This is a genomic window from Lentilitoribacter sp. EG35 (assembly GCF_040784015.1).
GTDB lineage: Bacteria > Pseudomonadota > Alphaproteobacteria > Rhizobiales > Rhizobiaceae > Lentilitoribacter.
Genome location: NZ_JBFNGQ010000002.1, coordinates 300,011 through 326,084, shown reverse-complemented (window position 1 = coordinate 326,084; position 26,074 = coordinate 300,011). Strand labels below are relative to the sequence as shown.

Annotated in this window: 26 protein-coding genes; 9 read left to right on the top strand and 17 right to left on the bottom strand. The window is 44.7% G+C overall.

What is annotated here, in order from left to right; genetic code table 11:
- Positions 1 to 95: 95 nt before the first annotated feature.
- Together AB2J24_RS05445 and AB2J24_RS05440 are read left to right on the top strand one after the other, a co-directional pair.
- On the top strand, positions 96 to 1,103 hold the full coding sequence (locus AB2J24_RS05445) for a 2-hydroxyacid dehydrogenase (RefSeq protein WP_367384719.1): 1,008 nt from the start codon (positions 96 to 98) through the stop codon (positions 1,101 to 1,103).
- Between the two features lie 98 nt (positions 1,104 to 1,201).
- The gene (locus AB2J24_RS05440) at positions 1,202 to 1,849 is read left to right on the top strand and encodes a hypothetical protein (protein WP_197742880.1); all 648 of its coding nucleotides are present in this window, start codon (positions 1,202 to 1,204) and stop codon (positions 1,847 to 1,849) included.
- A 61-nt stretch (positions 1,850 to 1,910) separates the two neighbouring features.
- Here AB2J24_RS05440 and AB2J24_RS05435 read toward each other — a convergent pair whose 3' ends face one another.
- The 7 genes from AB2J24_RS05435 to mutM form a co-directional block, all read right to left on the bottom strand.
- A complete protein-coding gene (locus AB2J24_RS05435; RefSeq protein ID WP_162654332.1) occupies positions 1,911 to 2,240 on the bottom strand; it encodes a hypothetical protein in 330 nt (109 codons plus the stop codon).
- 124 nt (positions 2,241 to 2,364) lie between these two features.
- A complete protein-coding gene (locus tag AB2J24_RS05430) occupies positions 2,365 to 3,102 on the bottom strand; it encodes a molybdopterin-synthase adenylyltransferase MoeB (RefSeq protein ID WP_367384718.1) in 738 nt (245 codons plus the stop codon).
- A gap of 4 nt (positions 3,103 to 3,106) precedes the next feature.
- Entirely contained in the window at positions 3,107 to 4,231 is a 1,125-nt protein-coding gene (gene recF / locus AB2J24_RS05425) for a DNA replication/repair protein RecF (protein ID WP_367384717.1), read from the bottom strand.
- An 83-nt stretch (positions 4,232 to 4,314) separates the two neighbouring features.
- The gene (dnaN, locus tag AB2J24_RS05420) at positions 4,315 to 5,433 is read right to left on the bottom strand and encodes a DNA polymerase III subunit beta (protein ID WP_162654329.1); all 1,119 of its coding nucleotides are present in this window, start codon (positions 5,431 to 5,433) and stop codon (positions 4,315 to 4,317) included.
- Between the two features lie 202 nt (positions 5,434 to 5,635).
- Complete coding sequence (dnaA, locus tag AB2J24_RS05415; RefSeq protein WP_244627972.1) at positions 5,636 to 7,099, bottom strand: chromosomal replication initiator protein DnaA; 1,464 nt, start codon at positions 7,097 to 7,099, stop codon at positions 5,636 to 5,638.
- Between the two features lie 754 nt (positions 7,100 to 7,853).
- Positions 7,854 to 8,120: a 30S ribosomal protein S20 gene (gene rpsT / locus AB2J24_RS05410; protein ID WP_162654328.1), complete on the bottom strand. Its 267-nt coding sequence runs from the start codon at positions 8,118 to 8,120 to the stop codon at positions 7,854 to 7,856.
- Positions 8,121 to 8,276: 156 nt separating this feature from the next.
- The gene (mutM, locus tag AB2J24_RS05405) at positions 8,277 to 9,167 is read right to left on the bottom strand and encodes a bifunctional DNA-formamidopyrimidine glycosylase/DNA-(apurinic or apyrimidinic site) lyase (RefSeq protein WP_367384716.1); all 891 of its coding nucleotides are present in this window, start codon (positions 9,165 to 9,167) and stop codon (positions 8,277 to 8,279) included.
- A gap of 198 nt (positions 9,168 to 9,365) precedes the next feature.
- On the opposite strand from mutM, the gene ubiE reads away from it, so the two are divergent.
- The 3 genes from ubiE to coaBC are packed head-to-tail and all read left to right on the top strand — an operon-like array spanning position 9,366 to position 13,192.
- On the top strand, positions 9,366 to 10,142 hold the full coding sequence (ubiE, locus tag AB2J24_RS05400) for a bifunctional demethylmenaquinone methyltransferase/2-methoxy-6-polyprenyl-1,4-benzoquinol methylase UbiE (protein ID WP_367384715.1): 777 nt from the start codon (positions 9,366 to 9,368) through the stop codon (positions 10,140 to 10,142).
- The gene (gene ubiB / locus AB2J24_RS05395) at positions 10,143 to 11,726 is read left to right on the top strand and encodes a 2-polyprenylphenol 6-hydroxylase (RefSeq protein ID WP_367384714.1); all 1,584 of its coding nucleotides are present in this window, start codon (positions 10,143 to 10,145) and stop codon (positions 11,724 to 11,726) included.
- A 59-nt stretch (positions 11,727 to 11,785) separates the two neighbouring features.
- Positions 11,786 to 13,192: a bifunctional phosphopantothenoylcysteine decarboxylase/phosphopantothenate--cysteine ligase CoaBC gene (gene coaBC, locus AB2J24_RS05390; RefSeq protein WP_420883622.1), complete on the top strand. Its 1,407-nt coding sequence runs from the start codon at positions 11,786 to 11,788 to the stop codon at positions 13,190 to 13,192.
- 19 nt (positions 13,193 to 13,211) lie between these two features.
- On the opposite strand, the gene AB2J24_RS05385 is transcribed toward coaBC, so the two are convergent.
- Entirely contained in the window at positions 13,212 to 13,421 is a 210-nt protein-coding gene (locus tag AB2J24_RS05385) for a DUF6356 family protein (RefSeq protein WP_367384713.1), read from the bottom strand.
- Positions 13,422 to 13,523: 102 nt separating this feature from the next.
- On the opposite strand from AB2J24_RS05385, the gene AB2J24_RS05380 reads away from it, so the two are divergent.
- The gene (locus AB2J24_RS05380; RefSeq protein ID WP_367384712.1) at positions 13,524 to 13,991 is read left to right on the top strand and encodes an Lrp/AsnC family transcriptional regulator; all 468 of its coding nucleotides are present in this window, start codon (positions 13,524 to 13,526) and stop codon (positions 13,989 to 13,991) included.
- 126 nt (positions 13,992 to 14,117) lie between these two features.
- Complete coding sequence (locus AB2J24_RS05375; RefSeq protein ID WP_367384711.1) at positions 14,118 to 15,020, top strand: pirin family protein; 903 nt, start codon at positions 14,118 to 14,120, stop codon at positions 15,018 to 15,020.
- 59 nt (positions 15,021 to 15,079) lie between these two features.
- Here AB2J24_RS05375 and AB2J24_RS05370 read toward each other — a convergent pair whose 3' ends face one another.
- Positions 15,080 to 15,736, bottom strand: a complete 657-nt coding sequence (locus AB2J24_RS05370; protein ID WP_162654321.1) for a peroxiredoxin — start codon at positions 15,734 to 15,736, stop codon at positions 15,080 to 15,082.
- Between the two features lie 138 nt (positions 15,737 to 15,874).
- Entirely contained in the window at positions 15,875 to 17,455 is a 1,581-nt protein-coding gene (locus AB2J24_RS05365; RefSeq protein WP_367384710.1) for a peptide chain release factor 3, read from the bottom strand.
- A 115-nt stretch (positions 17,456 to 17,570) separates the two neighbouring features.
- Between AB2J24_RS05365 and dut the strand changes: the two genes are divergently transcribed.
- Entirely contained in the window at positions 17,571 to 18,029 is a 459-nt protein-coding gene (gene dut / locus AB2J24_RS05360; RefSeq protein ID WP_367384709.1) for a dUTP diphosphatase, read from the top strand.
- Between the two features lie 12 nt (positions 18,030 to 18,041).
- Here the strand turns inward: dut and AB2J24_RS05355 are convergent, their stop codons facing one another.
- The 4 genes from AB2J24_RS05355 to rsmI form a co-directional block, all read right to left on the bottom strand.
- Positions 18,042 to 19,574, bottom strand: coding sequence for a YifB family Mg chelatase-like AAA ATPase (locus tag AB2J24_RS05355; protein ID WP_367384708.1), 1,533 nt, complete (start codon positions 19,572 to 19,574; stop codon positions 18,042 to 18,044).
- Between the two features lie 158 nt (positions 19,575 to 19,732).
- Positions 19,733 to 20,701, bottom strand: coding sequence for a glutathione synthase (gene gshB, locus AB2J24_RS05350; protein ID WP_367384707.1), 969 nt, complete (start codon positions 20,699 to 20,701; stop codon positions 19,733 to 19,735).
- A 60-nt stretch (positions 20,702 to 20,761) separates the two neighbouring features.
- Complete coding sequence (locus AB2J24_RS05345) at positions 20,762 to 21,121, bottom strand: YraN family protein (RefSeq protein ID WP_367384706.1); 360 nt, start codon at positions 21,119 to 21,121, stop codon at positions 20,762 to 20,764.
- The gene (gene rsmI, locus AB2J24_RS05340; protein ID WP_367384705.1) at positions 21,122 to 22,009 is read right to left on the bottom strand and encodes a 16S rRNA (cytidine(1402)-2'-O)-methyltransferase; all 888 of its coding nucleotides are present in this window, start codon (positions 22,007 to 22,009) and stop codon (positions 21,122 to 21,124) included.
- A gap of 158 nt (positions 22,010 to 22,167) precedes the next feature.
- Here rsmI and AB2J24_RS05335 point away from each other — a divergent pair, with 158 nt between their 5' ends.
- Positions 22,168 to 23,367: a penicillin-binding protein activator gene (locus AB2J24_RS05335; RefSeq protein WP_367384704.1), complete on the top strand. Its 1,200-nt coding sequence runs from the start codon at positions 22,168 to 22,170 to the stop codon at positions 23,365 to 23,367.
- Positions 23,368 to 23,405: 38 nt separating this feature from the next.
- Here the strand turns inward: AB2J24_RS05335 and trmB are convergent, their stop codons facing one another.
- The 3 genes from trmB to AB2J24_RS05320 all read right to left on the bottom strand — a co-directional run bounded on the left by trmB (position 23,406) and on the right by AB2J24_RS05320 (position 26,064).
- Complete coding sequence (trmB, locus tag AB2J24_RS05330; RefSeq protein ID WP_162654313.1) at positions 23,406 to 24,113, bottom strand: tRNA (guanine(46)-N(7))-methyltransferase TrmB; 708 nt, start codon at positions 24,111 to 24,113, stop codon at positions 23,406 to 23,408.
- Between the two features lie 21 nt (positions 24,114 to 24,134).
- A complete protein-coding gene (metK, locus tag AB2J24_RS05325) occupies positions 24,135 to 25,406 on the bottom strand; it encodes a methionine adenosyltransferase (protein ID WP_162654312.1) in 1,272 nt (423 codons plus the stop codon).
- Between the two features lie 232 nt (positions 25,407 to 25,638).
- Positions 25,639 to 26,064: a helix-turn-helix domain-containing protein gene (locus AB2J24_RS05320; protein ID WP_162654311.1), complete on the bottom strand. Its 426-nt coding sequence runs from the start codon at positions 26,062 to 26,064 to the stop codon at positions 25,639 to 25,641.
- Positions 26,065 to 26,074: the final 10 nt, after the last annotated feature.

Genomic DNA, 26,074 nt, shown 5'->3' with positions numbered 1-26,074 from the left:
GCAGGTCTGTTACAGATTAGATGTTGCAGGAGACGTAATACATCATAGTCTACTATTTTTGTTAAAGATTTGTTTACAAAAGGACGAGATCTGAAGTGATTGATAAGCCTAAGCCGAAGGTTTACATAACCCGAAAACTCCCACAAGCGGTGGAAGACCGGATGCAGGAGCTTTTTAATGTGGAGTTTAACGTAACTGATCAGCCGCGAAGTCGGCCAGAATTAATCGCAGCAATGAAAAATAATGATGTCTTGGTGCCAACGGTGTCCGACATAATTGATGCCGAGCTAATCGAACAAGCAGGACCTTCCCTAAAGCTTATTACAAATTTTGGTAACGGGTTTGATAATATCGATGTCAAGGCCGCCACAGATCATGGAATTACAGTTACCAACACAGCAAATGTTTTAAATGACGACACTGCGGATATGACAATGGCACTCATTCTTGCAGTGCCACGTCGTCTGGTTGAAGGTGCGCAGGTTCTGACATCTGATGAGCCGTGGCAGGGTTGGTCACCGACATGGATGTTGGGTAGCCGTATCCATGGCAAAAAACTGGGTATTTTGGGGATGGGGCGCATTGGCAGCGCCGTTGCCAAGCGTGCCAAAGCATTTGGCTTGGATATCCACTATCATAACCGGGAACAAGTTGATCAAAAGACACATGACGAGCTTGAAGCAACTTATTGGGAAGATCTCGATAAAATGCTGGCAGAGGTCGACATATTGTCCATCAATTGTCCGTCGACAACAGCCACTCACCATTTGATATCGGCCGCCCGAATTGCTTTGATGAAGCCTGGTAGCTTTATTGTCAATACGGCGCGTGGTGAAATCATTGATGAAGAAGCTATGGTTAGAGCGCTGCAAGATGAGAAACTTGGTGGCGCAGGTTTGGATGTTTTTGAACATGAACCATCTGTGAATGATAAGTTGGTGCAGCTCGCAAAGTCTGGCAAAGTAACCATTCTACCACATTTAGGGTCCGCAACAATTGAAAGTCGCATTGACATGGGCAATGCGGTAATCGTCAATATTCGTACTTATTTTGATGGCCACAGACCTCCAAATGTCGTTATTCCGATCATGGTCGGTCAATAGAGCAGAGAAGCACTTCTTTATTCACACTTTGCACACATTGTCTTCAATATTCATCATTATCTACTGTTTCATATCTAGACTACATGGAGGTGCATTTTATGATTAATAAGACAGTTTTAATTGCAGGGCTAGCAGGGTTGTTAGCAACATCTGCAGTGCAAGCTGAAAAACTCAACGTAGATGTTTGGGCTGATAATTGGTTTGCTTTCTATTCAGGTGAGAAAGAAATTAAGGAAGATTCTGTTTCCATCAATACCGAGCGTTCCTTTAATAAGGAAAGCTTTACATTTAACGCCGAGCGACCATTTGTTTTAAATTTTGTTGTTAAGGATTTTAAGGAAAATGATTCTGGCCTTGAATATATAGGTTCGCGCAAACAGCAGATGGGTGATGGTGGTTTTATAGCGCAGTTCAAAGATAGCTCAGGTAAAACCGTTGCCGTGACAAATTCATCATGGCGGTGCATGGTGACGCACAATGCGCCGTCAAATAAGTCTTGCGAGAAAGATAAAAATCCGGTCGCTGGCAAAGGGAACTGCGGTTTTACAAAAACTGCTGAACCTTCTGGTTGGAAGTCACCATCTTTTGATGACAGTTCGTGGCCTAAAGCAAGTGAGTATTCGGAACGCTCTGTTGGACCTAAAGATGGTTATGATCAAGTCAGATGGGATAGTGGTGCTAAGTTGATTTGGGGCCCAGATCTGGAAACAAATAATACGCTTCTATGTCGTACCGTCATTAAGTAATGAAAATTAGCTGGCTGCAATGATTTTGCGGCCAGCATATCTCTATTGGGTTCGATGCCGATCAGTCGCCTGCAACGCGACCTTCAGGCCGATATTTATCCATTACATCATCAAGCCTATTATTCGTTATGCTGGTATTTGCTTTTTGCAAACATGGCAAAAGAATATCCTTGTTAGCATGTTCGCGTGCTCTGGATGCTTTTGTACCCTTAGAAGCGGGATTCACGTTGTGAAAACATGTAACAAATTGGTTCGTTGAAATGCCCAGATCAGCGGCTATTGAGCCAACCGGACGATTAGGGTCATTGCGTTTTATCGATGCAGCTTGTGTTGAAGTTGTCGCTATCGTGCCGATAGTTAAGACCGAAAGAAGTATTAAAATTTTTGACATCTACCTATCCTTTTATCTATTCATGCTTGGATGGTGCGGGACAATGTCTGTTATCTCAAGTTACAACATCTTCATGTAGAATTACAAATCAGCAATGTTGAATTGGGGTGCTTATTTCTCAACTCTATTCCATACGTTGATAACCAATTTCATCAAATCGAGTGCGAAGAGCGTCATATAAAAGCAATCTACCCACAAGTGGTTCACCAATTCCTGTGACCAGTTTGATTACTTCCATCGCTTGTAATGTTCCAATAACGCCAGTTAAAGCTCCAATGATTCCCGCTTCTGCGCAAGATGGTAATAGTCCCTCTGGAGGTTCCTCGGGGTAAAGGTCGCGGATGCGCGGGTTTGTATTGATGTAGGGTTTAAAAACAGTGAGGGAGCCATCAAACCGTCCTACGGCTGCCATCACCATCGGTATTTTAAGTTGCTCTGCGTGATCTGCCAATATGTAGCGTGTGCTAAAACTGTCAGACCCATCAACAATAATGTCATAAGAACTAAGTAGATCGTCAGCGTTTTCATCACTTAATCGTATGTTATGTGCTGTTATCTCAATCTCTGGGTTGATACGTTCAAGCGATGTCTTTGCGCTTTCCGTCTTAGGTATACCTATTTTAGTTGTATCATGAATGATCTGACGTTGTAGATTGGAGAGTGAAACAACATCATCGTCGATGATCCCAATTTGGCCGATACCAGCTGCGGCTAGGTATGCGGCCACAGGTGAGCCTAATCCACCTGCTCCCAGAATGACAACTTTAGCGGACTTCAATTTTTGCTGACCAATCCCACCGATTTCGGGCAAGATAATATGGCGTGCATATCTTTCGATTTCCGAACTATCCAACTGGCTCATTTAATTATTCACTTTGCAGTTTACCATCTGACACCTGGAAATATTGTGCTCGATTTCCCAGCGCACCAAACATTGATCTATCGGTTCCGGTCATAAATGATTGGCAATCAAGGCTATCAATTAAATCAAATAGTGCTGCGCGTCGTTTCTCATCCAAGTGTGCAGCAATTTCATCAAGAAGCAAAATAGGTGCATAACCGGTAAGGTTTTTTACAAGGCGACTATGGGCTAAAATTAATCCGATGAGCAGAGCCTTTTGTTCGCCTGTGGAGCAGTTTCCCGCTGGCATTTCTTTTTCTTGATGCTGTACAATAAGATCCATCTTGTGGGGCCCAGTCAGTGAACGGCCAGCTGCAGCATCCCGGTGACGGGCTTGTTTCAGATGATCGATATAATTCTGTTCGACATCTGCAGCGGGTTGATCATTGCCGCCAAATTCAAATCCATCGAGCGCTAAGACAGATTTTGGAAAGATACTATCGGCCAGATTAGTTTCTATGAGCGAAGATAAAAGATTGATAAATTCGTAGCGTGCATGTGATATAGCGATGCCAAGTTCAGCCATCTGTTCTTCAATTCCATCCAGCCAGACAGGGTCAAAGTTTCCATCAGACAGCAATTTATTGCGACTGCGCATTGTGCGCTCATAATTAGATGAGCGCTTACCATGGGCAGGGTTGATGGCGAGCACCAGGCGGTCAAGGAACCTGCGCCGATCACCCGCGCCTCCTGTAAACAATCCATCCATGGCAGGCGTCAGCCATAATATTCGAGTATGATCCAGTAATTCATCATTTGTTTTGGCATTTTGGCCATCAATCCGAATTCGGCGTGAGCCTGGTTCATCCGGTGTTAGCCCTGTTCCAATGCTAACTTCACCTGCAATACCGCAGAGTTTAGCAAAAACGGAGAATGACCCCTGTCCCTTGATATTAGGAATTTCAGTATAGGGACTGCGCCGAATGCCGCGACCCGGTGTCAGGAGAGAGATCGCTTCAATCAGATTGGTTTTACCTGATCCATTTTCACCTGTGAGTACGACATGACGACTATCCAGATTCTGATGCAACGACTGATAATTGCGGTAATGTTCAAGACGTAATTGCTCAATATAGATCTTATCGCTCATAAGGCGTCCATGTGTTGGCAGTCAAAACAATCGCCCGAACAGTCGCTTTATGCGTTTTTGGAGAGCAACTGGTAATGTTCAATCTAGACACGCATTGGCATAAGAACGTACAACGCATCATCTCCGGCAGTATCTTGTACAAGCGTTGGTGAACCTGGATCAGCGAGCATAAATATCGCTTCATCACCAGAAAGTTGATTTGTGATATCAAGCAAATACTTAGCATTAAATCCAATATCAATTGGGTCGTCATCATATGCGACTGCAACTTCCTCAGTCGCGGTGCCTGAATCAGGATTATTGACGGTGAGCGTTAACTGTCCCTCAGACAGAGATAGTTTTACAGCCCGACCACGTTCATTGGAAATTGTCGAAACACGATCAACTGCTTGCGAGAAGCTTTGTGTATCGATCGAAAGTTTTTTGTCATTTCCAGATGGAATAACGCGCTGATAATCCGGGAACGTACCATCGATCAATTTTGACGTCATGACAATACTACCAATAGTCATACGAATTTTTGCTTCTGATATTTCTAAAGTAATAGATAAATCAGGATCATCGACGAGTTTTGTCAATTCGCCAACTGTTTTACGCGGGATGATAATACCGGGCATACCCTCTGAACCACTAGGTGCATCAATGTCAGCACGAGCGAGGCGGTGCCCATCTGTTGCAACGGCGCGAAGTTTTAATCCGCCATCGGTCTCAATTGTATGCATGAAAATGCCATTGAGATAATAACGTGTTTCCTCTGTCGAGATTGCAAACTGTGTGCGGCTGATCAGCATCTTAAGATCAGTCGATGCAATTCTGAATGTATTGCTAAATGCGCCAGCTGGAAGATCAGGAAAATCTGCTTCAGATAGGCATTGTAACGAGAAGTTTGATCTGCCTGATGCAACAGTCATTGTTTTGCCATCTGCATCTGTTGACAGAAGTACTTCAGAGCCGTCCGGCAACTTGCGCACAATATCATAAAGCAAATGAGCGGGCACTGTTGTCGCGCCAGCTTGTTCGACCATTGCAGCGGTTGCCTCTGTTATCTCAAGATCAAGATCTGTTGCCTTCATTTCAAGGCTTGCATCTTGTGCTCGTAAAAGGACGTTGGACAAAATGGGAATTGTATTTCTGCGTTCAACAACACGATGTACATGGTTGAGGGATTTTAAGAGGTTCGAACGCTCAAGAGTAACACGCATAATCAATGACCATTTTTAAATTTGTTGGAAATCTTGCTGATCCTATTCACAATTTTTGTTTGGGCAAATAGAAACAACAGCCCAAATGCAGATAGCAATTGGGATTATAATGTGCCGATTCGTGACACAAAAAGCAAGGAAAACAAGGTTTACGACCCTGCTTTCCCCGACTTTAAGTTTCAATTTGGGAAATGGATGACTTCTATTCGTTGATCAAGCGTTTGAGTAATTCAACTTCATGAGAAAGTTTAGTATCTTCGTTCATCAAGCCTTCAATCTTACGAACCGCATGAAGTACGGTCGTGTGGTCACGGCCACCAAAACGACGACCAATCTCAGGAAAAGAACGTGGTGTCATAGTCTTAGCTAAATACATGGCGATTTGACGAGGCTTTACAATAACGCGTGTGCGTCTGTTTGAAACAAGCTCCTGACGCGACACATTGAAGTGACGCGACACGACGCGTTGAATATCTTCAATACGAATGCGCTTTGGTTCACCCGAGTTGACTAAGTGACCCAAGAGCGCATCAACGCGGTCAATATCAAGATCAGGTTCAAAACTGCGACGGAAGAGAAGCTGGTTAAACGCACCCTCCAGTTCGCGCCCACTTGATGTAATTGTCATTGCTACATGGTTTAGGATTGCATCCGAAATTTCGAGACTAGGGTCACTTTGTTTGGCGATCTCAAGGCGGTTTTTAAGAATTCTAAGGCGCATCTCATAATCGGGTGCTTCTATTTCAATAGCAACACCACCTTGAAGACGAGAGCGGACACGTGGATCAAGTGATTCCAATTCCCATGGCGCGCGATCGGCAGCAACAACAACTTGTTTTGCTGAATCAAGAAGCATGTTTAGAAGGTGGCAAAACTCATTTTGTATAGACTTGCCTTGTAAGAATTGCATGTCGTCAATGACGAGAAGGTCTATATCTCGTAAAGATTCTTTAAATGACAGGGCATCTTTGTCGCGAATAGCAGATGCAAAACGCCACATGAAATATTCAGCGGTCAAATACACAACACGCAATGACGGATTATTCTGGCTTGCAGCGCCAGCAATAGATTGTAGAAGATGTGTTTTGCCTAAGCCCACATTGGAATGGATGAACAGCGGATTAAAGCGGATGGCACCCATACCAGATTCAGAGATCGTTTTTGCGGCAGCTAAGGCAACACGATTAGATGAGCCTTCAATATAATTTGTGAAATCAAAACGTCCGTCCAATGGAGACCCGATGACCTTTTGATTACTAAAGTCAGTACTTGGATGGTTCGCAGCTTGATTGGGATTGAGAACCCGAGCGGCCTTATCAATGTCTTCAACTCGTGTTGCAGGGCCTTTGAGTTGTTTTTGGCTGGTATCTGCAACAATCGCGCTCTCCACAGGAGCGCGTGTTGCAGAACGGACAACGATCTCTACTTTCATAATGGCTTCTTCTTCTTCCTGAAAAAGCTCTGTGATAATGTCGAGATACTTATTATTGATCCATGATTTCAAAAAAGTCGTTGGGACTGAAAGGCGGATGACATTTTTTGATGTGCAATGCAATTTTAGACGACCAAACCAGCTTGTGTATACTTCTTGGCCGACTTTTGCTTTCAATCGCTTTTGAACTCGTGTGAACGATTTCTCAGCATCTGCGATTGTTGTGTTGGGCATTTGGATCATATCCGGTTTGGTTTCCTCAGGATTTAGTATAAGACCTTCGCTAAGATGTAGATCATTATCCATTTTATTCCACGCGCTATCGTCGCCCCTAGTAACCATATCCAAAGTCATCCCCTCTGCCCATTTAAGGCGCTAAAATGATCTCTAAAACAAATATCTACACCTCACCGCCGTGTAATGGCAGGCGTCATTCGACGCGGCTATAAACACCGTTTCTAGGCTGCAAGCAGCTTAGATCAAAATACTCACAAAAACAAAATAAACGTATTAGAAAAATACGTTCCTACTAACCCCCAGAGTAGCAAATGAGAGAAGATTTAATCCGCCGCACCTGTTATCTACCCTTGAACTTCTATCTCCTATTTACGCAGGATGAAGCGGCAAGATCAAGGGACTATTTTTACGAAATTTTAACCTCTGACACTTGACAGCGCTTTCTCTAAACAGTGTGTATTGGTTAAATTTTTTTAGTCTATTGGATTCATTGAAGTTTCAATCCGGCAACCTTGAAAATGGATGCAGAAGGTATGATGAACATTTTTTTAATTTAATTTTATTTAGTTATCTGAGTCATAATGCGTAATGCATTGCAACATGTAAATAATGACCTAACCACCTGAATATTAGGGGTAATATCTTGCAATGTAAGAAGTTGCTAACGTATTGAATTCACGCTATTTGTGCCAAAACAGAAAAAGCCCGGCAAACTGCCGAGCATTTTTAGTCTCAAAAAGTATTTAGTTGGCTAAGCAGAAACTGCTTTAACGCGACTAGACAATCTTGAAATTTTACGAGACACAGTGTTTGCGTGCATAACACCCTTAGATGCAGCGCGCATCATTTCAGGTTGAGCAGCTTTAAGTGCCTCAGAAGCAGCTTTTTGATCGCCACTAGCAATCGCTTCTTCAACTTTTCTGATGTAATTGCGTACGCGTGTTCTGCGTGATTTATTCACGTCTGTGCGTGCAGCCATCTTGCGAGTTGCTTTTTTTGCCGAAGTAGTATTAGCCATAAATTTTCTCACTCATAAACGACCCAACGCAATAGTATATTGTGCCGTAGCACATTCAATCCCTGCGATGGTCGGAATTAGTTTAATGGATAAGCCCATCAATCTTGAGCTGGCATATAGCGTCAAACTTGGAAAAGGTCAATCTTCTAGTTACAATTATTTCTGACATTTTGGACAATAGAAGCTTGAACGTCCACTTTGTGTGATGCGGATGATATCGCCGCCGCAGTCTTCGTGTTTGCAAGGTTTGTTCTCCTGACCGTAAACAGCAAAGCTATGTTGGAAGTAACCCAAGCTGCCATCTGCCTGAATGTGGTCTTGAAGCGACGAACCGCCAGCCTTTATGGCATCAGTTATCACATCGCGTATGTTTTCTGCCAGAAAGCCTAATTTGGACTTAGGTTGGCCGTTTTTCTTAACAAGGCTGCCAATTTGTGTAAGTGGCGACAGTCTGGACCGCCATAATGCTTCGCAGACATAAATATTACCAAGCCCTGCGATGATTTTTTGATCAAGTAATGCTGACTTCAATGGTGTTTTTCGATTTTGGAATTTTGTCGCCAAATATTCCGCACCCACTCCGTTACCGGTAGGTTCTGGCCCCATATCTTTTAAGAATTTATGGTCATGAAGGTCATTCCGGTTAATGAGGGTCATAAACCCAAAGCGTCGAGGGTCATTATATGCAATGCGAGATTTGATGCCATTCTTCTCTATATAAATGATGACATGGTCGTGTTTCTTGTTTTTGCTTTTCTCATGATGAAAATCGCCAGGGTATAAGTCCTCCGCCTCGCTCATTATGCGAAAGGAGCCTGACATGCCCAAATGTGAAATCAGGACATAATCATTATCGAGATGAAACAGAAGATACTTGGCTCGCCTTCCAATTTCTCTAATAATCGCACCTTCAAGCGTTTCTTTGAAATGCGGGTCAAAGGGAAAGCGCAAATCCGCTCTGTTTTGGTCAACCTTATATATTTGTGCGCCTTCCATTGAGGGGGTAAGTCCCCGCCTGACGGTTTCAACTTCGGGCAATTCAGGCATTTACCAGACTCCAGCTTTTTCTTGGTAATTGGCGCATTTATATCATATAAGGCAAACAGATGGCTTGAGAAATGCATAACTGAGAATCTGCCAAGAGGCAAAATATCCGCCTGTCTTAAAATGTCACATGGGTTCTTTTAAGTTTATGCGTTATCGTTGAGATAGTGAGATGAAAAATTGACTTCTGAAGGAGTACACATGTCAACAGAGCGCACATCCACAGATGGTGGAATGCAGACATCCTATGGTTTTCAGTCGGTCGATGAGGGTGAAAAACAAACACTGGTCAATGATGTGTTTCACAAAGTTGCTAAACGCTATGACATTATGAATGACGTGATGTCGGCAGGCATGCATCGTATTTGGAAAGATGCGATGATCGCATCACTAAATCCCAAGAAAACGTCTGATTATCGTTTTCTCGATGTTGCGGGTGGAACCGGCGATATCGCATTCCGAATTGCTGAGGCCTCCGATAAAAATGCGAACGGTGTCGTGTTGGATATTAACGCCTCGATGTTAGCTGTTGGCCAGGAGCGGGCACAAAGTCGGGGGCTTGCGTCGCAGCTCGAATTTGTGGAGGCAAACGCGGAGGCTTTACCGTTTGAAGATAGTAGCTTTGATGCCTACACGATTGCGTTTGGCATACGTAATGTTCCTGATATCGATAAAGCTCTTCGTGAAGCCTTTCGGGTTTTAAAGCGGGGCGGGCGCATTATAGTATTAGAATTTTCTGAAGTTGACATGCCGATTTTGGATAAAGTCTACGATGCATGGTCGTTTAATGCTATTCCTAAAATGGGCGCTTTGGTGACCGGCGAGAGCGAGCCTTATCAATACCTGGTTGAATCAATCCGAAAATTTCCTAACCAAGATGATTTTGCGAAGATGATTTCAGATGCTGGCTTCTCGCGCGTGACATATAAAAATTACACAGGCGGAATTGCGGCCCTTCATTCGGGTTGGAAAATCTAAATGGCGTCAATCGGTACGTATTTACGACTTGTTCGTGATGGTTGGGTTTTGGTTCGCGAAGGTGTCGTATCTGAGCTAATTAGTAAGGATATGGGCCGGCAGGCTATGTTCATCAGTCGGCTTGCTGGCTTGTTTGCGCGGTCGCGAAAAAAAAATAATGCTAGCGATGAGCGAAGCGATCGGTTGGCACGCGGTATAGCAAAACTTGGTCCGTCTTATGTAAAGCTCGGGCAGTTTTTGGCAACGAGAGCTGATGTAGTCGGCACAGATATAGCCGCCGATCTCGGGCTGCTACAAGATCAGATGGCGCCGTTTGCAAAAGATCTTGCCATCAAGAAGATTGAGGAATCGCTCGGGCGATCGATTGATAAGCTGTATGATGTTGTAGAAGAGCCAATTGCAGCAGCTTCGGTTGCGCAGGTTCATCCGGCGATAGTTACCGACAATGAGGTAAAGAAAAAACTTGCCGTCAAGGTCATACGTCCTGGGGTGCGAATACGGTTTCGGCATGATTTAGAAGTTTTTTATCTTGTCTCGCATTTGCAGGAGAAATTTATTCCTGCAGCAAGACGCTTGCGTCCTGTTGAGGTCACGCAAACGCTTGAGCAGACAACGAAGATTGAGATGGATCTTCGTTTAGAAGCTGCAGCGCTTTCTGAAATCGCTGAAAATACGAAAGACGATCCTGATTTCCGTGTGCCAATAGTTGATTGGGAGCGAACGGGCCGTGATGTGCTGACCATGGAGTGGATTGATGGCACAAAGATGAGTGATATTGATGGCTTGAAAGCTGCGGGTCACGATCTAAATCATATTGCGGAAGTTCTTATTCAGTCTTTTTTGCGTCATACCCTGCGAGATGGGTTTTTCCATGCTGACATGCATCAAGGTAATTTATTCGTTGATAAGGACGGATGTCTCGTTGCGGTGGATATGGGTATCGTTGGTCGTTTGGGTTTTAAAGAACGTCGTTTTCTGGCGGAAATTATATTTGGTTTCATTACACGTGATTATATGCGGGTGGCGCAGGTGCACTTTGATGCGGGCTACGTAGCAGCCAAACATAATGTTGCTAGTTTCGCCCAGGCCATTCGTGCCATTGGCGAGCCTATACATGGGCAATCTGCAGAAACCATTTCAATGGCAAAGCTGCTGACGCTTCTATTTGAAGTCACTGAACTGTTCGATATGGAAGCGCGGTCTGAACTGGTTATGCTTCAAAAGACAATGGTCGTTGTAGAAGGTGTTGCGCGAACGCTTAACCCAAACTTCAATATGTGGAAAGCATCTGAAAGTGTTGTAAGCGAATGGATAAGATCTAATCTTGGCCCCGCAAGGTTTGCAGCTGATGCAAAAGATGGGCTTATTGCGCTGCATCGTTTGGGAAAAATGGCACCCGAGATTGCGATGCAGGCTGAGAAGATGTCGTCTGAAATTTCATATATGACTGAGCATGGATTGCGCTTTGATGAACAGACAGCGAAAAATATTGGCAAAGCAGAAGCTCATTATGCGCGTGGAGGCCGTTGGGCGCTGTGGGTCATTGCAATTAGTTTAGCAATGATGGCTTATTCTTCTATTTGATTGCAATGATGGCGTAAAATTCTTATAATTGATTGCATTGCAATCATATGGGAAGCGTTATGGCTAGTTTAACAATTCGGAATCTTGATCCTGAGATAAAGCAAAAACTGCGCGAGCAGGCTGCTGCAAATGGTAGATCAATGGAAGAGGAGATGCGTCTTTTGCTGGCAGGATTAGATGGGTCAGCAGGGGAACCTACTATATCCGTTTCCTCGCCGATGCCCACGCCTTCTAATGTCCACGATATGCCTGCGTTAGATGGAAAGCGAGTACTTCTTATTATTACTGGTGGTATTGCTGCCTATAAATCGCTTAATCTCATTCGTCGCTTGCGCGAGCGGGGTGTATCTGTCAGGCCTGTTATGACAAATGGTGCGCAAGAATTTATCACACCACTATCGGTCGGCGCGCTTGCTGCCGATCATGTTTATACGGAGCTTTTTTCGCGTGAAGATGAACAAGATGTAGGCCATATCCGCTTGGCACGAGACTGTGATCTTGTGTTGGTTGCTCCAGCAACAGCTAACATTATGGCAAAAATGGCCAATGGTATAGCCGATGATCTTGCTTCGACAATTTTGCTTGCCACGAATAAGCCTATTCTCATTGCGCCTGCAATGAACCCTCAGATGTGGATGAATAAAGCAACTCAGCGAAACTTGATGGCACTTAAGCAAGGTGGTGTTCATGTGATTGAACCTGAGGCCGGCGAGATGGCAGAAAGTGGCGAGACAGGCAAAGGGCGTCTCGCTGATGAGTTGTCTATTGCGATGGCGGCAAATGAACTTCTTGATGACCGCCCTCAGCCATTGCTCGGCAAAACGGCAATTGTGACGTCCGGCCCTACCCACGAGCCGATTGATCCCGTACGCTATATTGCCAATCGTTCTTCTGGTAAGCAAGGGCATGCTATTGCCGCAGCGCTTGCCAGAGCAGGTGCCAAGGTAAAGCTAATTTCCGGTCCAGTAGATATTCCTGACCCTTATGGCGTGGATGTTGTGCGCGTAGAGCGTGCTGAAGAAATGTTGGATGTTGTTGAACAGCTTCTTCCGGTTGATATCGCTATTATGGTCGCAGCAGTTGCCGACTGGCGCGTAAAAGGTGAGGCGGGTGAAAAAATTAAAAAACAGAAGGGGAAATCTGTCCCAAATTTTGAATTGGTTGAAAATCCGGATATCTTAAAAACTGTCGGACATCATAAGCAAAGACCTGAAATTGTCGTTGGTTTTGCTGCTGAAACTCAAAATCTCGTCGATAATGCGACATCAAAACTTAAGCGCAAGGGTGCGGATTTAATTGTTGCAAATGATGTGTCACCGGAAACCGGCATTATGGGTGGTGACCGAAATCGAGTAAAAATTATTTCGAAAGACAATGTTCAGGATTGGCCTGATTTGAGCAAGAAACAGGTTGCCAATCGTTTAGTAGAACACATTGCGTTAGAACTTGCAGAAATAGCGGTCTAGATCGACTAACCTAATGCATTTAAGAACGATTATGCGTTTTATTGACGAGTTCTCGAAGAATTGTGCTTGCTGTTTTCTCAAATAGAAATGGGAAAATAGCGTGGACCATCGCAGCCATTGCGGCCAGCGTTAACTTATATGAGAAACTGCCGGCAAATAACATGTGCTGCCAATAGGTCTCGTCAACTGATTGTGGATGTTCGATGAATGCTTTTATAAGTTTTTGCATATTTTGCTCCCCTTGATGCATCCATTATAACAATATTTCTTGGGAGTGATGTCTCAATATATCTAGATTTGCACGAAAAAATGAGATATATATCCCATTACCATGAAAATAAGCGAACAAGATTCCCGAATTTTGAATGAATTACAGAAAGATGGCACTCTGTCTGTAGAGGCTCTGTCTGAGAAGACAGGTGTTCCACGCAATACATGCTGGCGTCGACTAAAACAGCTTGAGGAGAGTGGAATTATCAAGGGTCGAGTTGCGGTGCTTGATGCTGAAATGGCTGGTTGTGGTTTATCTGTCATGATATTTATTCGCACATCCAATCATGACGATCATTGGTTCGAACGCTTGAAGCAAACCGTATCGACAATACCTGAAATTGTTGGGTTTTATAGAACCTCGGGTGAGATTGACTATGTTCTTCGCGCACGTGTAAGCGATGTAAAAGCATATGATATACTGTACAAAAAATTAATTGGAAATGTACCACTTGCAGATGTTTCAGCTTCTTTCATTATGGAAGAAGTCAAAGAAGAGACTGCTATCCCTCTTACAAACCTTGTTTGAGTAAATCCCGTTATTGTTGCGTTTTTGCGAATAATTTGTCGTTTAGTCTATGACTTGTTTTGAAGAGTGCAATCTATACGTTGTCGATAGAACGCAATGAAACGGTGTTAAACCGAAGGATAAGATATGTCTATCAGGCCAATTAAATCGATCTCTCAAGCGGTGCCTACAATGGAAGGTGCAGGTGTTCATTTGCATCGCGCATTTGGATTTACTGATCCGACTCTTGCGGACCCCTTTTTGTTGTTCGATGATTTTCGAAATGATGACCCGGCAAAATATGAGAATGGTTTCCCATGGCACCCCCATCGCGGCATTGAGACAATTACCTATGTGCTTGCTGGCTCTGTCGAACATGGCGATAGTCTTGGCAATCGAGGTAGTATGGGGGCAGGCGATGTGCAATGGATGACCGCAGGTCGTGGGATTATGCACCAGGAAATGCCTCATGGTGATGCAACTGGAAAGATGCATGGTTTTCAACTATGGGCAAACTTGCCATCTGCGTTAAAAATGACAGACCCGCGATATCAGGATATTTCATCTAAAGAAATTCCGACGGTGATAGAAGATGATGGAACGGCTGCGCGTGTAATTATTGGTGATTTTTGGGGCAAAACTGGCCCAGTGGAAGGCGTCGCTGCGGAGCCAACTTTTTTGGATATTTCCGTACCACCGCTCACAAGAAAACGTTTTAAAGTGGATACCTATAAATCAGCTTTTGCATATATATTCGCAGGGTCCGGTACATTTCGAGATGCATCTAGACCGCAGGGCATACTGGTTGAAAAAGAAATCGCAGGGGAGGAAGTGCACCTGCGTGACCTGAGCGGTGACCGTACCTTGGTTGTTTTCGATACGGGCGATGAGATTACTGTGCAATCCGGTGAAGAGGGTATTAGATTCTTGCTAGTTTCAGGAAAACCAATTGAGGAGCCGGTGGCTTGGCATGGGCCTATCGTGATGAACACGCAAGAAGAGATCAATCAGGCGATGCGAGATCTTAGATCAGGGTCGTTTGTAGATTAAGCAAAAAACATTACAAAAAAACCGGCGAATTTCGCCGGTTTTCATTAGATATGATAGTTTTATTTTGGCTGTTTTGTTTTGCGCAGGTAAGGCAAAACAGTGTCAAAGCTACCAAATTTTTCAGTTGCTTCTTCGTTCGAAACGGCTGGCGTGATAATAACATCATCACCATTTTCCCAGTTTGCAGGTGTCGCTACTTTGTGTGTTGCAGTGAGTTGCATGGAATCAATCGCTCGAAGAATTTCATTAAAATTCCTGCCAGTTGTCATTGGATATGTGAGAACTAACTTAACCTTTTTATCAGGTCCGATGACGAACACTGAACGAACTGTTGCGTTATCTGCCGGAGTACGGCCTTCTGATGTATCGCCATCCGAAGCTGGCAACATACTAAATGCTTTCGCAACAGCTAGATCTTTGTCGCCAATCAGTGGGTAATCAACATTATGGCCAGTAGCTGTTGCAATGTCAGCTTTCCATTTTTCATGACTTTCAACGGGATCAACGGAGATGCCAATGATCTTTACATTGCGTTTTTCAAACTCAGGTGCAATGCCAGCCATTGTGCCAAGTTCTGTGGTGCAAACGGGGGTAAAGTCTTTTGGGTGAGAAAATAACACCGCCCAACTATCGCCCATCCATTCGTGGAAATTAATTGTGCCTTGTGTAGTTTCGGCAGTAAAATCTGGTGCCGTATCGTTGATGCGAAGTGACATTATTTTCTCCTTCTGACCAATTGGTCATTGCAATAAAACAGAACATTTTATGAGAGTACGACCCTCATGTATTGTAGGTAACAGATGTAGAAATTGTGGCCCTTTGTTTCAAGAAAAATAAATCTACAAGATGCAAACTTATTGAGTTTGATATTCTTTAATATCAACCATCTTAATTGATGGTGACCTGTCGGCTTCATAATTCAATGAAAAGCCGTCCGCAGCTAAAAATACCGGGTCGCCATCAAGATCGCGTGCAATATCACCGCGGTGGGTCTTGATAAATTGGTCAACATCACTTTCATCATCTGCAGAAATCCAGCGGCAAATAGAGAATCTAGCTAATTCAAAGCTAACCGGAAGGCTGTATTCAACTTTTAAACGTTCTTTCAATACATCAAGTTGGAGCGCGCCAACTACACCCACGATTGCGGGTGATCCATCCTCTGGAATAAAGAGCTGCACGACGCCTTCCTCGGCCATTTGCTGCAGCGCTTCCTTCAACTTCTTGGCTTTCATGGCATCTTCCAGCCTTACACGACGCAATATTTCAGGTGCAAAATTTGGTACGCCTTGGAAAACAAGTGCCTCACCGTCGGTCAACGTATCGCCAATGCGTAATGTCCCGTGATTGGGAATGCCCACTACATCGCCAGCATAAGCGGTGTCTGCAAGCTGTCGTTGAGATGCAAAAAAGAACTGTGGCGCTGATAGCCCCATAAGTTTACCGGTTCTGGCAAGGCGAGCTTTCATGCCACGTTTCAGCTGGCCTGAACAAACACGCACAAATGCGATACGGTCTCGGTGGTTGGGGTCCATATTCGCCTGAATTTTAAATACGAAAGCAGACATTTTCGGATCTATCGCCTCAACAGTTCTAATATCAGCAACTTGAGAACGAGGTGGTGGTGCGAACTTCCCAAGTGCATTGATTAGGTCTCGAACACCAAAGTTACGCAAGGCGGACCCAAAGAACACGGGAGATAAATGCCCTGCAAGAAAGGCTTCTAAATCAAATGGATTACATGCCTCTTGTGCGAGAGCGCAAGATTCAATAAATGCCTCCCGCTCATTTTCAGGAAGCAAACCTGCCGCATTGTCAGCCTCTGGCCCAATTACGGGTGTCGTTTCAGTTTCACTATCATTTTTGCGAACGCTGTTATCAGCTAAGTGGTAGGTGCCAGAAAATGTTTTGCCCTGACCAATCGGCCATGTGATGGGAGCCGTATCAAGCGCAAGTTTTTCTTCAATCTCGTCAAGAATTTCAAAAATGTCGCGGGCCTCACGGTCCATCTTATTTACAAATGTGATAATTGGAATATCGCGCAAACGACAAACTTCAAAAAGTTTGAGTGTTCGAGGTTCGATACCTTTGGCAGCATCTACAACCATGACAGCCGCATCGACTGCCGTTAATGTACGGTATGTATCATCGGCGAAGTCTTCGTGGCCTGGTGTATCTAGAAGATTATAGACTTTATCATCATACTCGAATGTCATCACGGATGTGACGACGGAAATGCCGCGCTCACGCTCGATCTTCATCCAATCGGATCGCGTTTGAATACGGTCCTTTTTGGCTTTCACCTCGCCTGCAAGCTGAATAGCGCCACCAAAAAGCAAAAGTTTTTCAGTGAGAGTCGTTTTACCAGCATCTGGGTGCGAAATGATCGCAAAAGTTCTACGGCGCGATACCGCCTCAGAGAGCGTCTCAGTCATTTAGAATGATTTCCTGTTGATTGAGCAAGCTTCTAACCTCTAAACAGGAAAGATGCAATTGACGCTTGTTTGGAAATTTGGATGTTGATGTCAAAGAAATTAATAAGGGTATAAAATGTCCCATCCAACTATCGGGTTTTATCGTCTGCCACATGGCGTAGGCATCGCCTTGCCGGAGTATGAAACGACAGGTTCTGCCGGTATGGATTTGCGTGCTGCAATTGGAGAGGATGATACGTTTGTCATTCCCCCGACCGGACGAACGCTAGTGCCAACCGGGTTTATCTTTGAAATACCTCAAGGATTTGAGGTTCAAATCAGACCTCGTTCGGGCTTGGCCTTAAAGCATGGTGTCACGTGTCTTAATACGCCTGGCACTATCGATAGCGATTATCGAGGTGAAGTAAAAATCATTCTGGCAAATTTGGGCCAAGAGGCATATGAAATTACACGGGGTATGCGCGTGGCGCAAATGGTTGTCGCGCCGGTGGTGCAGGCAAAAGTTAGGGAAATTGATGCACTAAGTGAGACAGTTCGCGGTACTGGCGGATTTGGTTCAACGGGAACAAGTTAAGCAATAAATAAGCTATGCGGCTTGTGTCAGTTGTTCACCTGCAATTCGATAAGAGATCGCTTCTGCTAAATGAATTCGACCCACAATGTCTGAATTATCTAAATCGGCAAGCGTTCGGGCAACTTTTAACACACGATGATAAGCGCGAGCAGAAAACACCATTTTTTCTGCTGCTTCTTGCAACAGGGATGTTCCAGCCTTATCCAGCTGGGCAACCTTTTCAATCAATGCAGTGGGGCAACGCGCATTGACTAAAACATCGCTATGGCTAAGGTCTTGATATCTTTGTTCTTGCAGCTGCCGGGCTCGCAAAACTCTTTTCGCGACGTTCTCACTTGGTTCAGCAGGCTTTGGTTGTATGAGGTCCATTGCCGTAACGGCAGGCACTTCGATGCGCAGGTCGATACGGTCTAATAAGGGGCCTGAAATACGAGCTTGGTAGTCAGTTTGGCAACGTGGACCACGTGCACAGGTCTGCCCGGGCTCTCCTGCCATGCCGCAGCGGCACGGGTTCATGGCTGCGATCAGTTGAATATCTGCTGGATAACTCACGCGGTGATTGGCCCGTGCGATGACAGATTGTGAACTTTCCAGAGGTTGGCGCAGGGAATCCAGAACTTGCGGTGAAAATTCTGGAAATTCATCTAAAAACAAGACCCCTTTATGTGCCATAGAAACTTCACCTGGACGTGCTTTTGCACCACCGCCAACCATTGCTGCCATGGTAGCAGAGTGATGCGGTGACCGAAATGGACGTTGATCAGTTAAATGCCCACCAGATAATTGTCCAGCAATGGAATGAACCATCGACACACTGAGCATTTCAGCCGGCGTAAGAGGTGGTAAAATGGATGGAAGACGGGATGCAAGCATGGATTTTCCAGAACCAGGCGGACCAACCATCAGTAAATTATGCCCGCCAGCCGCTGCGACTTCCAATGCGCGTTTTGCTGTTTCTTGCCCTTTTATGTCGGCTAGATCAGGTAAGTTGGTTGTAAGTGCTCGTTGCGCTGGTTTTGGCCGCGATAAGACTTGGGTGCCTCGAAAATGGTTGGCAATTGAGATCAGGCTTATGGGTGCTAAAATATCCATATCCTCATCTGCCCATGCGGCCTCTGCGCCACAGGCTTCGGGGCAGATTAAACCACGATCCATCGCATTGGCACCGATGGCTGCAGGAAGTGAACCTGTAACGTAAGAAATTGCTCCATCAAGCGATAATTCGCCTAGAACAACATAGTTCTGCAAAACATCATTTGGGATTGCATCCATCGCTGCCATTAGACCAAGCGCAATAGGAAGATCGAAATGGGATCCTTCTTTGGGTAGATCAGCGGGCGCTAAATTAATCGTAACTTTTTTCGCAGGTAACGATAAGCCAGATGCGTGAAGTGCAGCTTGTACCCGCTCGCGACTTTCAGCAACGGCCTTGTCTGGCAAGCCAACAATATGCATGCCAATCTTCCCGGGTGAAATCATAACCTGAACATCAACAGGCAGAGCTTCAATTCCCTGAAATGCGACAGTCTTTACATGCGCAACCATTTACGTCCCCATATTGTGCTCTAATACACTATTTGCGAGTATCAGGTTTTACAATACACATGTTTGCGTCGTAAAAACAAGAACATTATGAGAACAAAATACTGAATTTTTGCATTTCAGGTTGTGATGAGTTGTATTTGGTTGCGAAAATGGAACAATTAAAGAACGAATTGTCCGCCATTTTTCTTGCGATTTTCAATCGCATCCCAGAATAAGCTTGCAATATCAGCGCCGCCAAATTTCTTCACCTCACGCACACCTGTGGGCGATGTGACGTTGATTTCAGTCATATAGTCGCCGATGACATCGATGCCGACGAGAGTAAACCCCCGCTCGCGCAATGCTGGTCCAATGCGGTCACAAATTTCTTTATCGCGCGGTGTTAATTCAATGGCTTCTGCCTTGCCACCAACATGCATGTTGGAACGTGCATCACCTTCAGCGGGTACGCGGTTAATTGCGCCAACCGGTTCACCTTCGATGAGAATAATACGCTTATCTCCTGCGCGAACTGCTGGCAAATATTGCTGAGCGATATAAGGCTCAACGAATAGGTCACCGAACATTTCCAAGAGGGAAGTGAGGTTCTGATCATCTTTATTCAGCAAAAATACGCCTGCCCCGCCATTACCATAAAGAGGCTTTAAGATCATATCGCCTACTTCTTGGCGGAAATCCATGATTTCTCTTGGATCTTTTGTGATCAAAGTTTTGGGCATTAGATCGGTGAATTCTGTCACAAAAATTTTCTCAGGAGAATTACGAACCCATGCAGGATCATTGACGACAAGTGTCTTCGGGTGGATAAGTTCAAGCAAATGCGTGCTTGTGATATAATTCATGTCAAAGGGCGGGTCTTGGCGTAAAAGCACAACATCCATGTCAGATAAAGACACCTTTTTAGCTTCATCCAAAGTGAAATGATCACCAACTTCATCCTTCAATGTCATGACTTCCATAGACGCATACACTTCTCCGTCGCGCTGGCTTAAGCGATCAGGTGTATAATGGAAAAGTTGATATCCGCGAGCTTGAGCCTCAAGCGACAATGCAAATGTCGTATCACCGGTAATATCAATGCCAGAGACATGGTCCATTTGAACCGCTACTTTTTTAATATCAGTCATGATTTTATCCTTGTTGATGCTTGAAATAGGACTGTTAGCTGATGAACTCAATATCTGTTCTCAAAAAGCATCCAAAAAATGTGCGGGAAAACTTGTTGGGGTGATAACAATGATGTCATATCGTTGAGATAATTTTTGCGCATCTCTTTGTTTTGCCAACCACAGATCGCTTGCGTTTTTGATTCGAGATTGGGAAGCGTGAGAAACTGCGTCTATTCCTGTTTGAGCCTTTTTCCGCGCTTTCACCTCAACGAAAATTGCAAGATCACCTTTCTTTGCGATGATATCAATTTCTCCAAGTTTAGTTTTGTGGCGTAGCGCACAAATGCGATAGCCTTTAAACAACAAAAACATTGCCGCGATATATTCAGCGATAAAACCTTTTCGATAGGCCTTTTTTCTGTTTGCTGGTTCTGACATTTACGGATTTTTGTTTTTTAAATCGAGTAGGATTTTATAAAGTTCTTTGCGTGGACGGTTTGTAAGACGCGCGGCCTCGCTGGCAGCTTTTCCCGTTGGTAGGTCATGCGCAAGTTCTTTGAGCCAACCCATAACTTCATCATCTGACATAACCTCAGATTGTGTGGGTGGCCCGATAATCAACACAATTTCTCCTTTAATTGCACGTTCAGAAAATGTTTCAACAAGTTCAGATAGTGTCCCTCGTACGAATTCTTCGTAAGATTTGGTAAGCTCACGGCCAACACAAGCAAGACGGTCTCCACCCAATACATCCTCTGCTGTTTTTAACGATGCTAGCAAGCGATTTGGAGATTCGTATAAAATAAGTGTTGCTTCTATGCGGGAAACTTCCGTGAGACGATCACGTTTAGCTTTTTCTTTATGTGGCAAGAAACCACCATAGAAAAAACTGTCTGTTGGCAACCCCGCGCCCATGAGCGCAGAAAGTAATGCGCTTGCACCCGGAATTGGAATGACGGGATGACCTGCTGCAGATGCTGCATTGACAATGCGGTAGCCGGGATCAGAGATAAGTGGTGTTCCCGCATCGGATATAAGGGCAATTGTTTTGCCTTCATCAAGTGCTGCTACCATCTTCTCAGATGCAAAAGCCGCATTGTGCTCATGATAGGCAATTGTACGTGTTTTGATATTAAAGCGATTTAGCAATTTGCTGCTGGTTCTCGTATCTTCGCAGGCTATAACATCACAAGCAGCGAGCGTTTCTAGCGCACGCAATGTAATATCACCTAAGTTCCCAATGGGAGTTGCAACAATGTAAAGGCCAGGTTCAATCGGCTTTGCGTCAATTTTAAACGTCGCAATTGTGTAATTTTGGTTTGTCACGAAGGCTCCATTGGTATTTTACGCTACTTGTACCCGCATAAATCTATCAAATAAAACACTAATCTCCTATTGGCCGCTGGAAAATTTGGTAAGTCTGCGGTAAAAACATGAAATTGCAATTTTTGGGGTGGGGCACTCTATTCATGTATGGGCAGCAAATGCGTAAATTGAAAACAGCCGCGATGTGCGTAGCTGCGACTGTTATTCTGTCTGGTTGCCAATCAGGTGTAACTGATTTTGGTTTAGGCTCTCAAACAAAAGCCCCAACCGTAAATGCTTCAACATTACCCGCTAAAACAGGTCCAGCTGTGGGTGATGTTTTAGGATTTGGTCCAGCCCGAGTTGCTCTTTTGATCCCTCGCACGGCACCGGGAAATGGCTCTGCGGTTGCAAAGCAAATCCAGAATGCGGCTGAGCTGGCTATCTCCGATCTTGGTGGAGATGTGATGGAGCTTGTAATTAAGGATACAGCTGGCACACCCGCAGGTGCAATTACGGCCACGCAGGCGGCTATTCGCGAAGGATCAGCTGTGGTGCTAGGACCTTTATTTTCAAGTTCAGTCACATCTGCAAGGTCAATTATTACCCAGTCAGGGCGTCCGCTTGTAGCTTTTTCTTCCGACCCAACCGCAGCTGGTGCAGGGGGTTACTTGATTTCATTCTTGCCAGACCAACTTGTTTCAAGGTCGGTTAACTACGCTATTTCGCAAGGAAAAAGATCATTTACCGCCATATTGCCAAGCGGCGCATATGGAAATTTGGTTGAGCGCCAACTGCGGTCAACGATTCAAGCTAGCGGCGGTCAGTTACTAGCCATTTCGAAGTATCAGTATAACAGTAAGTCAGTTCAGGCGGCGATTACAGAAGCTCTTGGTGCAGCACAGCAGTCGGATGCAATTTTTATACCTGATGGGGGCAATACACCTGCGGCCATCATTCGACAGTTGAAGCGCCTTGGCGTTGATCTCAATAATAAGATGGTCATCGGCACAGGCCAGTGGCGAACTGCAAACCTGAGCGCTCCAGAACTGCAAGGTGCTGTGTTTGCTGATATGGATCAGGCAAGGTTTCAAGCGTTTAAACAAAGATATGCGCAAAAATTTGGCAGCGAACCAACTGTAAATGCGGCTTTAGGTTATGATGCAGTTCTGCTTGTGGGTGGATTGCTTAAAGAAAGACCAGGTCAGCAGATTACGGCAACCGAAATTCAAAGGCGCCAGGGTTTTATCGGTGCATCAGGTATCTTTAGGTTCTTGCCATCGGGTCTTAACGAGCGAGGCCTTGCAATATTCCAAGTTCAGGATGGAGTTGCAAAAGCAATCCAAGCTGCACCATCATCTTTTAGTCCGACGCAGTAAGCGGCGAAGATTGCTTTCTTAAGATCGCTTATAATAGATTACTTTTTGATAAAGTCTAAATAGGCAGGTGTGCGGCCTTCGCGGAAGGCCTTCGCTTCATAGCGGGTTGATGGCCAGTCTTGCCATGGTTTTGTCCAATCATCCGGTCCATTTGCAATCCAGCTAAATTCATCATGGGCTTTGATATGCTGTAATGTCCAGTTCACATATGTATCGATATCCGAGGCAAAACAAAACTTGCCACCGGGCTTCAATACGCGTGCGAAACGATCAAGATTTACCTTAGAAACAAATCGACGCTTCCAATGACGCTTCTTTGTCCATGGATCTGGGTAAAGCAAGTCAATATGATCAAGGCAATGGTCAGGTAGCCAATCGAGCACAAACGTTGCGTCATCATCAAACAGTCGAAGGTTATCAATTGGGTCATTGCTAACGGATTGAACCAGTTTAGCCATGGAATTGACGAAAGGCTCAATGCCGATAAAGGCAACATCCTGCATAGAAGAAGAACGGGCGCGGTGAAGGAGATGTTCACCGCCGCCGAAGCCAATTTCTAAACGTATAGATGTAAATGGACGATCCCAAAGCTCAAATAGGTTTTCAGGAGCTTGTCTCGACAAATCCAACTTTAGTCTTGGTAGTACTTCGCTGAGTGCTTTAAGATGATTTTCTTTGAGATGCTTACCTTTGCGCCGACCGAAAAATGCTTCGGTCGACCGTGTCGGATGATCTTTGTCTGACATTGAGGAACTCTCAGAAAATTTCTAAGCTGCTTTCTTTACTGCCTGTTTTAAAGCAGCCGTAAGGTCTGTTTTTTCCCAAGAGAACGAGCCGTTTCTACCAGGTTTACGACCAAAGTGACCATAAGCTGCAGACTGGGCATAAATTGGCTTGTTAAGATCAAGATGTTTGCGAATGCCTGTTGGAGAGAGATCCATGTTTTCACGAATGGCAGCCTCGATAACGTCTTCTGAAACCTTACCAGTGCCATGCAAATCAACATAGACTGATAAAGGTTGCGCAACGCCAATTGCGTAGGAAAGTTGGATAGTACATTTATCAGCAAGTTTTGCCGCCACGACATTTTTGGCTAAATAACGTGCGGCATATGCCGCAGAGCGGTCAACTTTTGTCGTGTCTTTACCTGAGAAAGCGCCACCACCGTGAGGCGCTGCACCGCCATAGGTGTCCACGATAATTTTACGCCCAGTAAGGCCTGCATCCCCGTCAGGGCCACCAATGACGAATTTTCCTGTCGGGTTAATGTACCATGTGCAATCTTCAGCAATTGGTAAATCACCCATAGCTTCTCGGATATATGGTTCACATACTTGGCGAACTTTCTTTTGATCCCAACTTTCATCAAGATGCTGAGTTGAAAGCACAATTGAATCTACTTCATGCGGTATGCCATCAACATAACGGACCGTGACCTGACTTTTTGCGTCTGGTCCTAGTTTGGCCGCATCGCCTTCACCGGATTTTCTGGCAGCAGCGAGTAGTTCCAGAATTTTGTGCGAATAATAGATTGGTGCGGGCATAAGTGCCTCTGTTTCGCGACATGCGTACCCAAACATTATGCCCTGATCGCCAGCACCTTCTTCACCTTGTTTATCTGCAGCACTATCAACACCCTGACCGATGTCCGGTGATTGACCGTGAAGAAGCACATCCACACGTGCTGTTTTCCAGTGGAAACCGTCTTGCTCATAGCCAATATCGCGGATTGCGCGTCGCGCAGCTGATCTAAAGCGTCCAGCAGCTACAACGGGAAGGCCAGCAGCGTCTTTGACGATGTTTCCAGCTTTGTCTTTCTTAAGGAGTGTATCTGGCACGCGGACTTCACCGGCAATCACGACACGATTTGTTGTTGTTAGAGTTTCGCATGCAACGCGAACCTTGAATGGGTCCATCCCTGTTTTGCGAGCTTCTTTATACACTAGATCTACAATTTCATCCGAAATTCGGTCACATACCTTATCTGGATGACCTTCTGAAACAGATTCGCTTGTGAAAAGATAATTACCGCGTGCCATGAGATTCCTCGCTTAGTCGATTGTCTAGCTAATTATTTGTATAACCTTTTACGTAAATCGAAAATATAATACAAGGATATAAATATATCTTGATATGTGCAAATGATTGTTTTGATATTATGAAGGAATTTTCTTTATAAAACGTAATATAAATACTGTTAAAACAGAAATTGCCTGCGACTGGGTTGAAATCAGTCGCAGGCAATTTGGATTCTAGAGATGTATTGGTTTATTAGCTGTCAGATGAATCGCTGCTTGCTGCTAGAGCTTTTGCAAGATCAACAAGTTTTCGCCGCACTTTCGGGTCTTCAATTTTGATAAATGCGCGATTGAGCTGCAAGCCCTCTGATGAAGACAAGAAATCAACAACGTAGTTTGAGCTGTTTGCTTCGGCCATACCGCCTTGACCAGTTTGTGGGTCACCAGGAGCGTCTTCAAAGAAAAAAGCAACGGGAACATTCAAAACAGATGAGATATTTTGTAGGCGACTGGCACCAACGCGATTGGTCCCTTTTTCATATTTTTGAATTTGTTGAAAAGTAATTCCAAGCGCTTCACCAAGTTTTTCTTGGCTCATGCTCAACATGGTACGTCTTAAGCGGATTCGGCTTCCGACATGTATGTCTATTGGATTCGGAGTTTTCTTAATGGCTGTCATAAATATATCC

Excerpts from the sequence above, each read along its gene's own strand:
- rpsT (WP_162654328.1), bottom strand. The coding sequence starts at position 8,120 with ATGGCTAATACTACTTCGGCAAAAAAAGCAACTCGCAAGATGGCTGCA.
- trmB (WP_162654313.1), bottom strand. The coding sequence starts at position 24,113 with ATGTCAGACAAAGATCATCCGACACGGTCGACCGAAGCATTTTTCGGT.
- ubiB (WP_367384714.1), top strand. The coding sequence starts at position 10,143 with ATGGCGTCAATCGGTACGTATTTACGACTTGTTCGTGATGGTTGGGTT.
- mutM (WP_367384716.1), bottom strand. The coding sequence starts at position 9,167 with ATGCCTGAATTGCCCGAAGTTGAAACCGTCAGGCGGGGACTTACCCCC.
- AB2J24_RS05365 (WP_367384710.1), bottom strand. The coding sequence starts at position 17,455 with ATGACTGAGACGCTCTCTGAGGCGGTATCGCGCCGTAGAACTTTTGCG.
- AB2J24_RS05375 (WP_367384711.1), top strand. The coding sequence starts at position 14,118 with ATGTCTATCAGGCCAATTAAATCGATCTCTCAAGCGGTGCCTACAATG.
- AB2J24_RS05435 (WP_162654332.1), bottom strand. The coding sequence starts at position 2,240 with ATGTCAAAAATTTTAATACTTCTTTCGGTCTTAACTATCGGCACGATA.
- AB2J24_RS05320 (WP_162654311.1), bottom strand. The coding sequence starts at position 26,064 with ATGACAGCCATTAAGAAAACTCCGAATCCAATAGACATACATGTCGGA.
- AB2J24_RS05370 (WP_162654321.1), bottom strand. The coding sequence starts at position 15,736 with ATGTCACTTCGCATCAACGATACGGCACCAGATTTTACTGCCGAAACT.
- dnaN (WP_162654329.1), bottom strand. The coding sequence starts at position 5,433 with ATGCGTGTTACTCTTGAGCGTTCGAACCTCTTAAAATCCCTCAACCAT.
- coaBC (WP_420883622.1), top strand. The coding sequence starts at position 11,786 with ATGGCTAGTTTAACAATTCGGAATCTTGATCCTGAGATAAAGCAAAAA.
- AB2J24_RS05385 (WP_367384713.1), bottom strand. The coding sequence starts at position 13,421 with ATGCAAAAACTTATAAAAGCATTCATCGAACATCCACAATCAGTTGAC.
- gshB (WP_367384707.1), bottom strand. The coding sequence starts at position 20,701 with ATGACTGATATTAAAAAAGTAGCGGTTCAAATGGACCATGTCTCTGGC.
- AB2J24_RS05355 (WP_367384708.1), bottom strand. The coding sequence starts at position 19,574 with ATGGTTGCGCATGTAAAGACTGTCGCATTTCAGGGAATTGAAGCTCTG.
- ubiE (WP_367384715.1), top strand. The coding sequence starts at position 9,366 with ATGTCAACAGAGCGCACATCCACAGATGGTGGAATGCAGACATCCTAT.
- metK (WP_162654312.1), bottom strand. The coding sequence starts at position 25,406 with ATGGCACGCGGTAATTATCTTTTCACAAGCGAATCTGTTTCAGAAGGT.
- AB2J24_RS05440 (WP_197742880.1), top strand. The coding sequence starts at position 1,202 with ATGATTAATAAGACAGTTTTAATTGCAGGGCTAGCAGGGTTGTTAGCA.
- AB2J24_RS05335 (WP_367384704.1), top strand. The coding sequence starts at position 22,168 with ATGCGTAAATTGAAAACAGCCGCGATGTGCGTAGCTGCGACTGTTATT.
- dnaA (WP_244627972.1), bottom strand. The coding sequence starts at position 7,099 with ATGCCCAACACAACAATCGCAGATGCTGAGAAATCGTTCACACGAGTT.
- dut (WP_367384709.1), top strand. The coding sequence starts at position 17,571 with ATGTCCCATCCAACTATCGGGTTTTATCGTCTGCCACATGGCGTAGGC.
- AB2J24_RS05430 (WP_367384718.1), bottom strand. The coding sequence starts at position 3,102 with ATGAGCCAGTTGGATAGTTCGGAAATCGAAAGATATGCACGCCATATT.
- AB2J24_RS05380 (WP_367384712.1), top strand. The coding sequence starts at position 13,524 with ATGAAAATAAGCGAACAAGATTCCCGAATTTTGAATGAATTACAGAAA.
- recF (WP_367384717.1), bottom strand. The coding sequence starts at position 4,231 with ATGAGCGATAAGATCTATATTGAGCAATTACGTCTTGAACATTACCGC.
- AB2J24_RS05345 (WP_367384706.1), bottom strand. The coding sequence starts at position 21,121 with ATGTCAGAACCAGCAAACAGAAAAAAGGCCTATCGAAAAGGTTTTATC.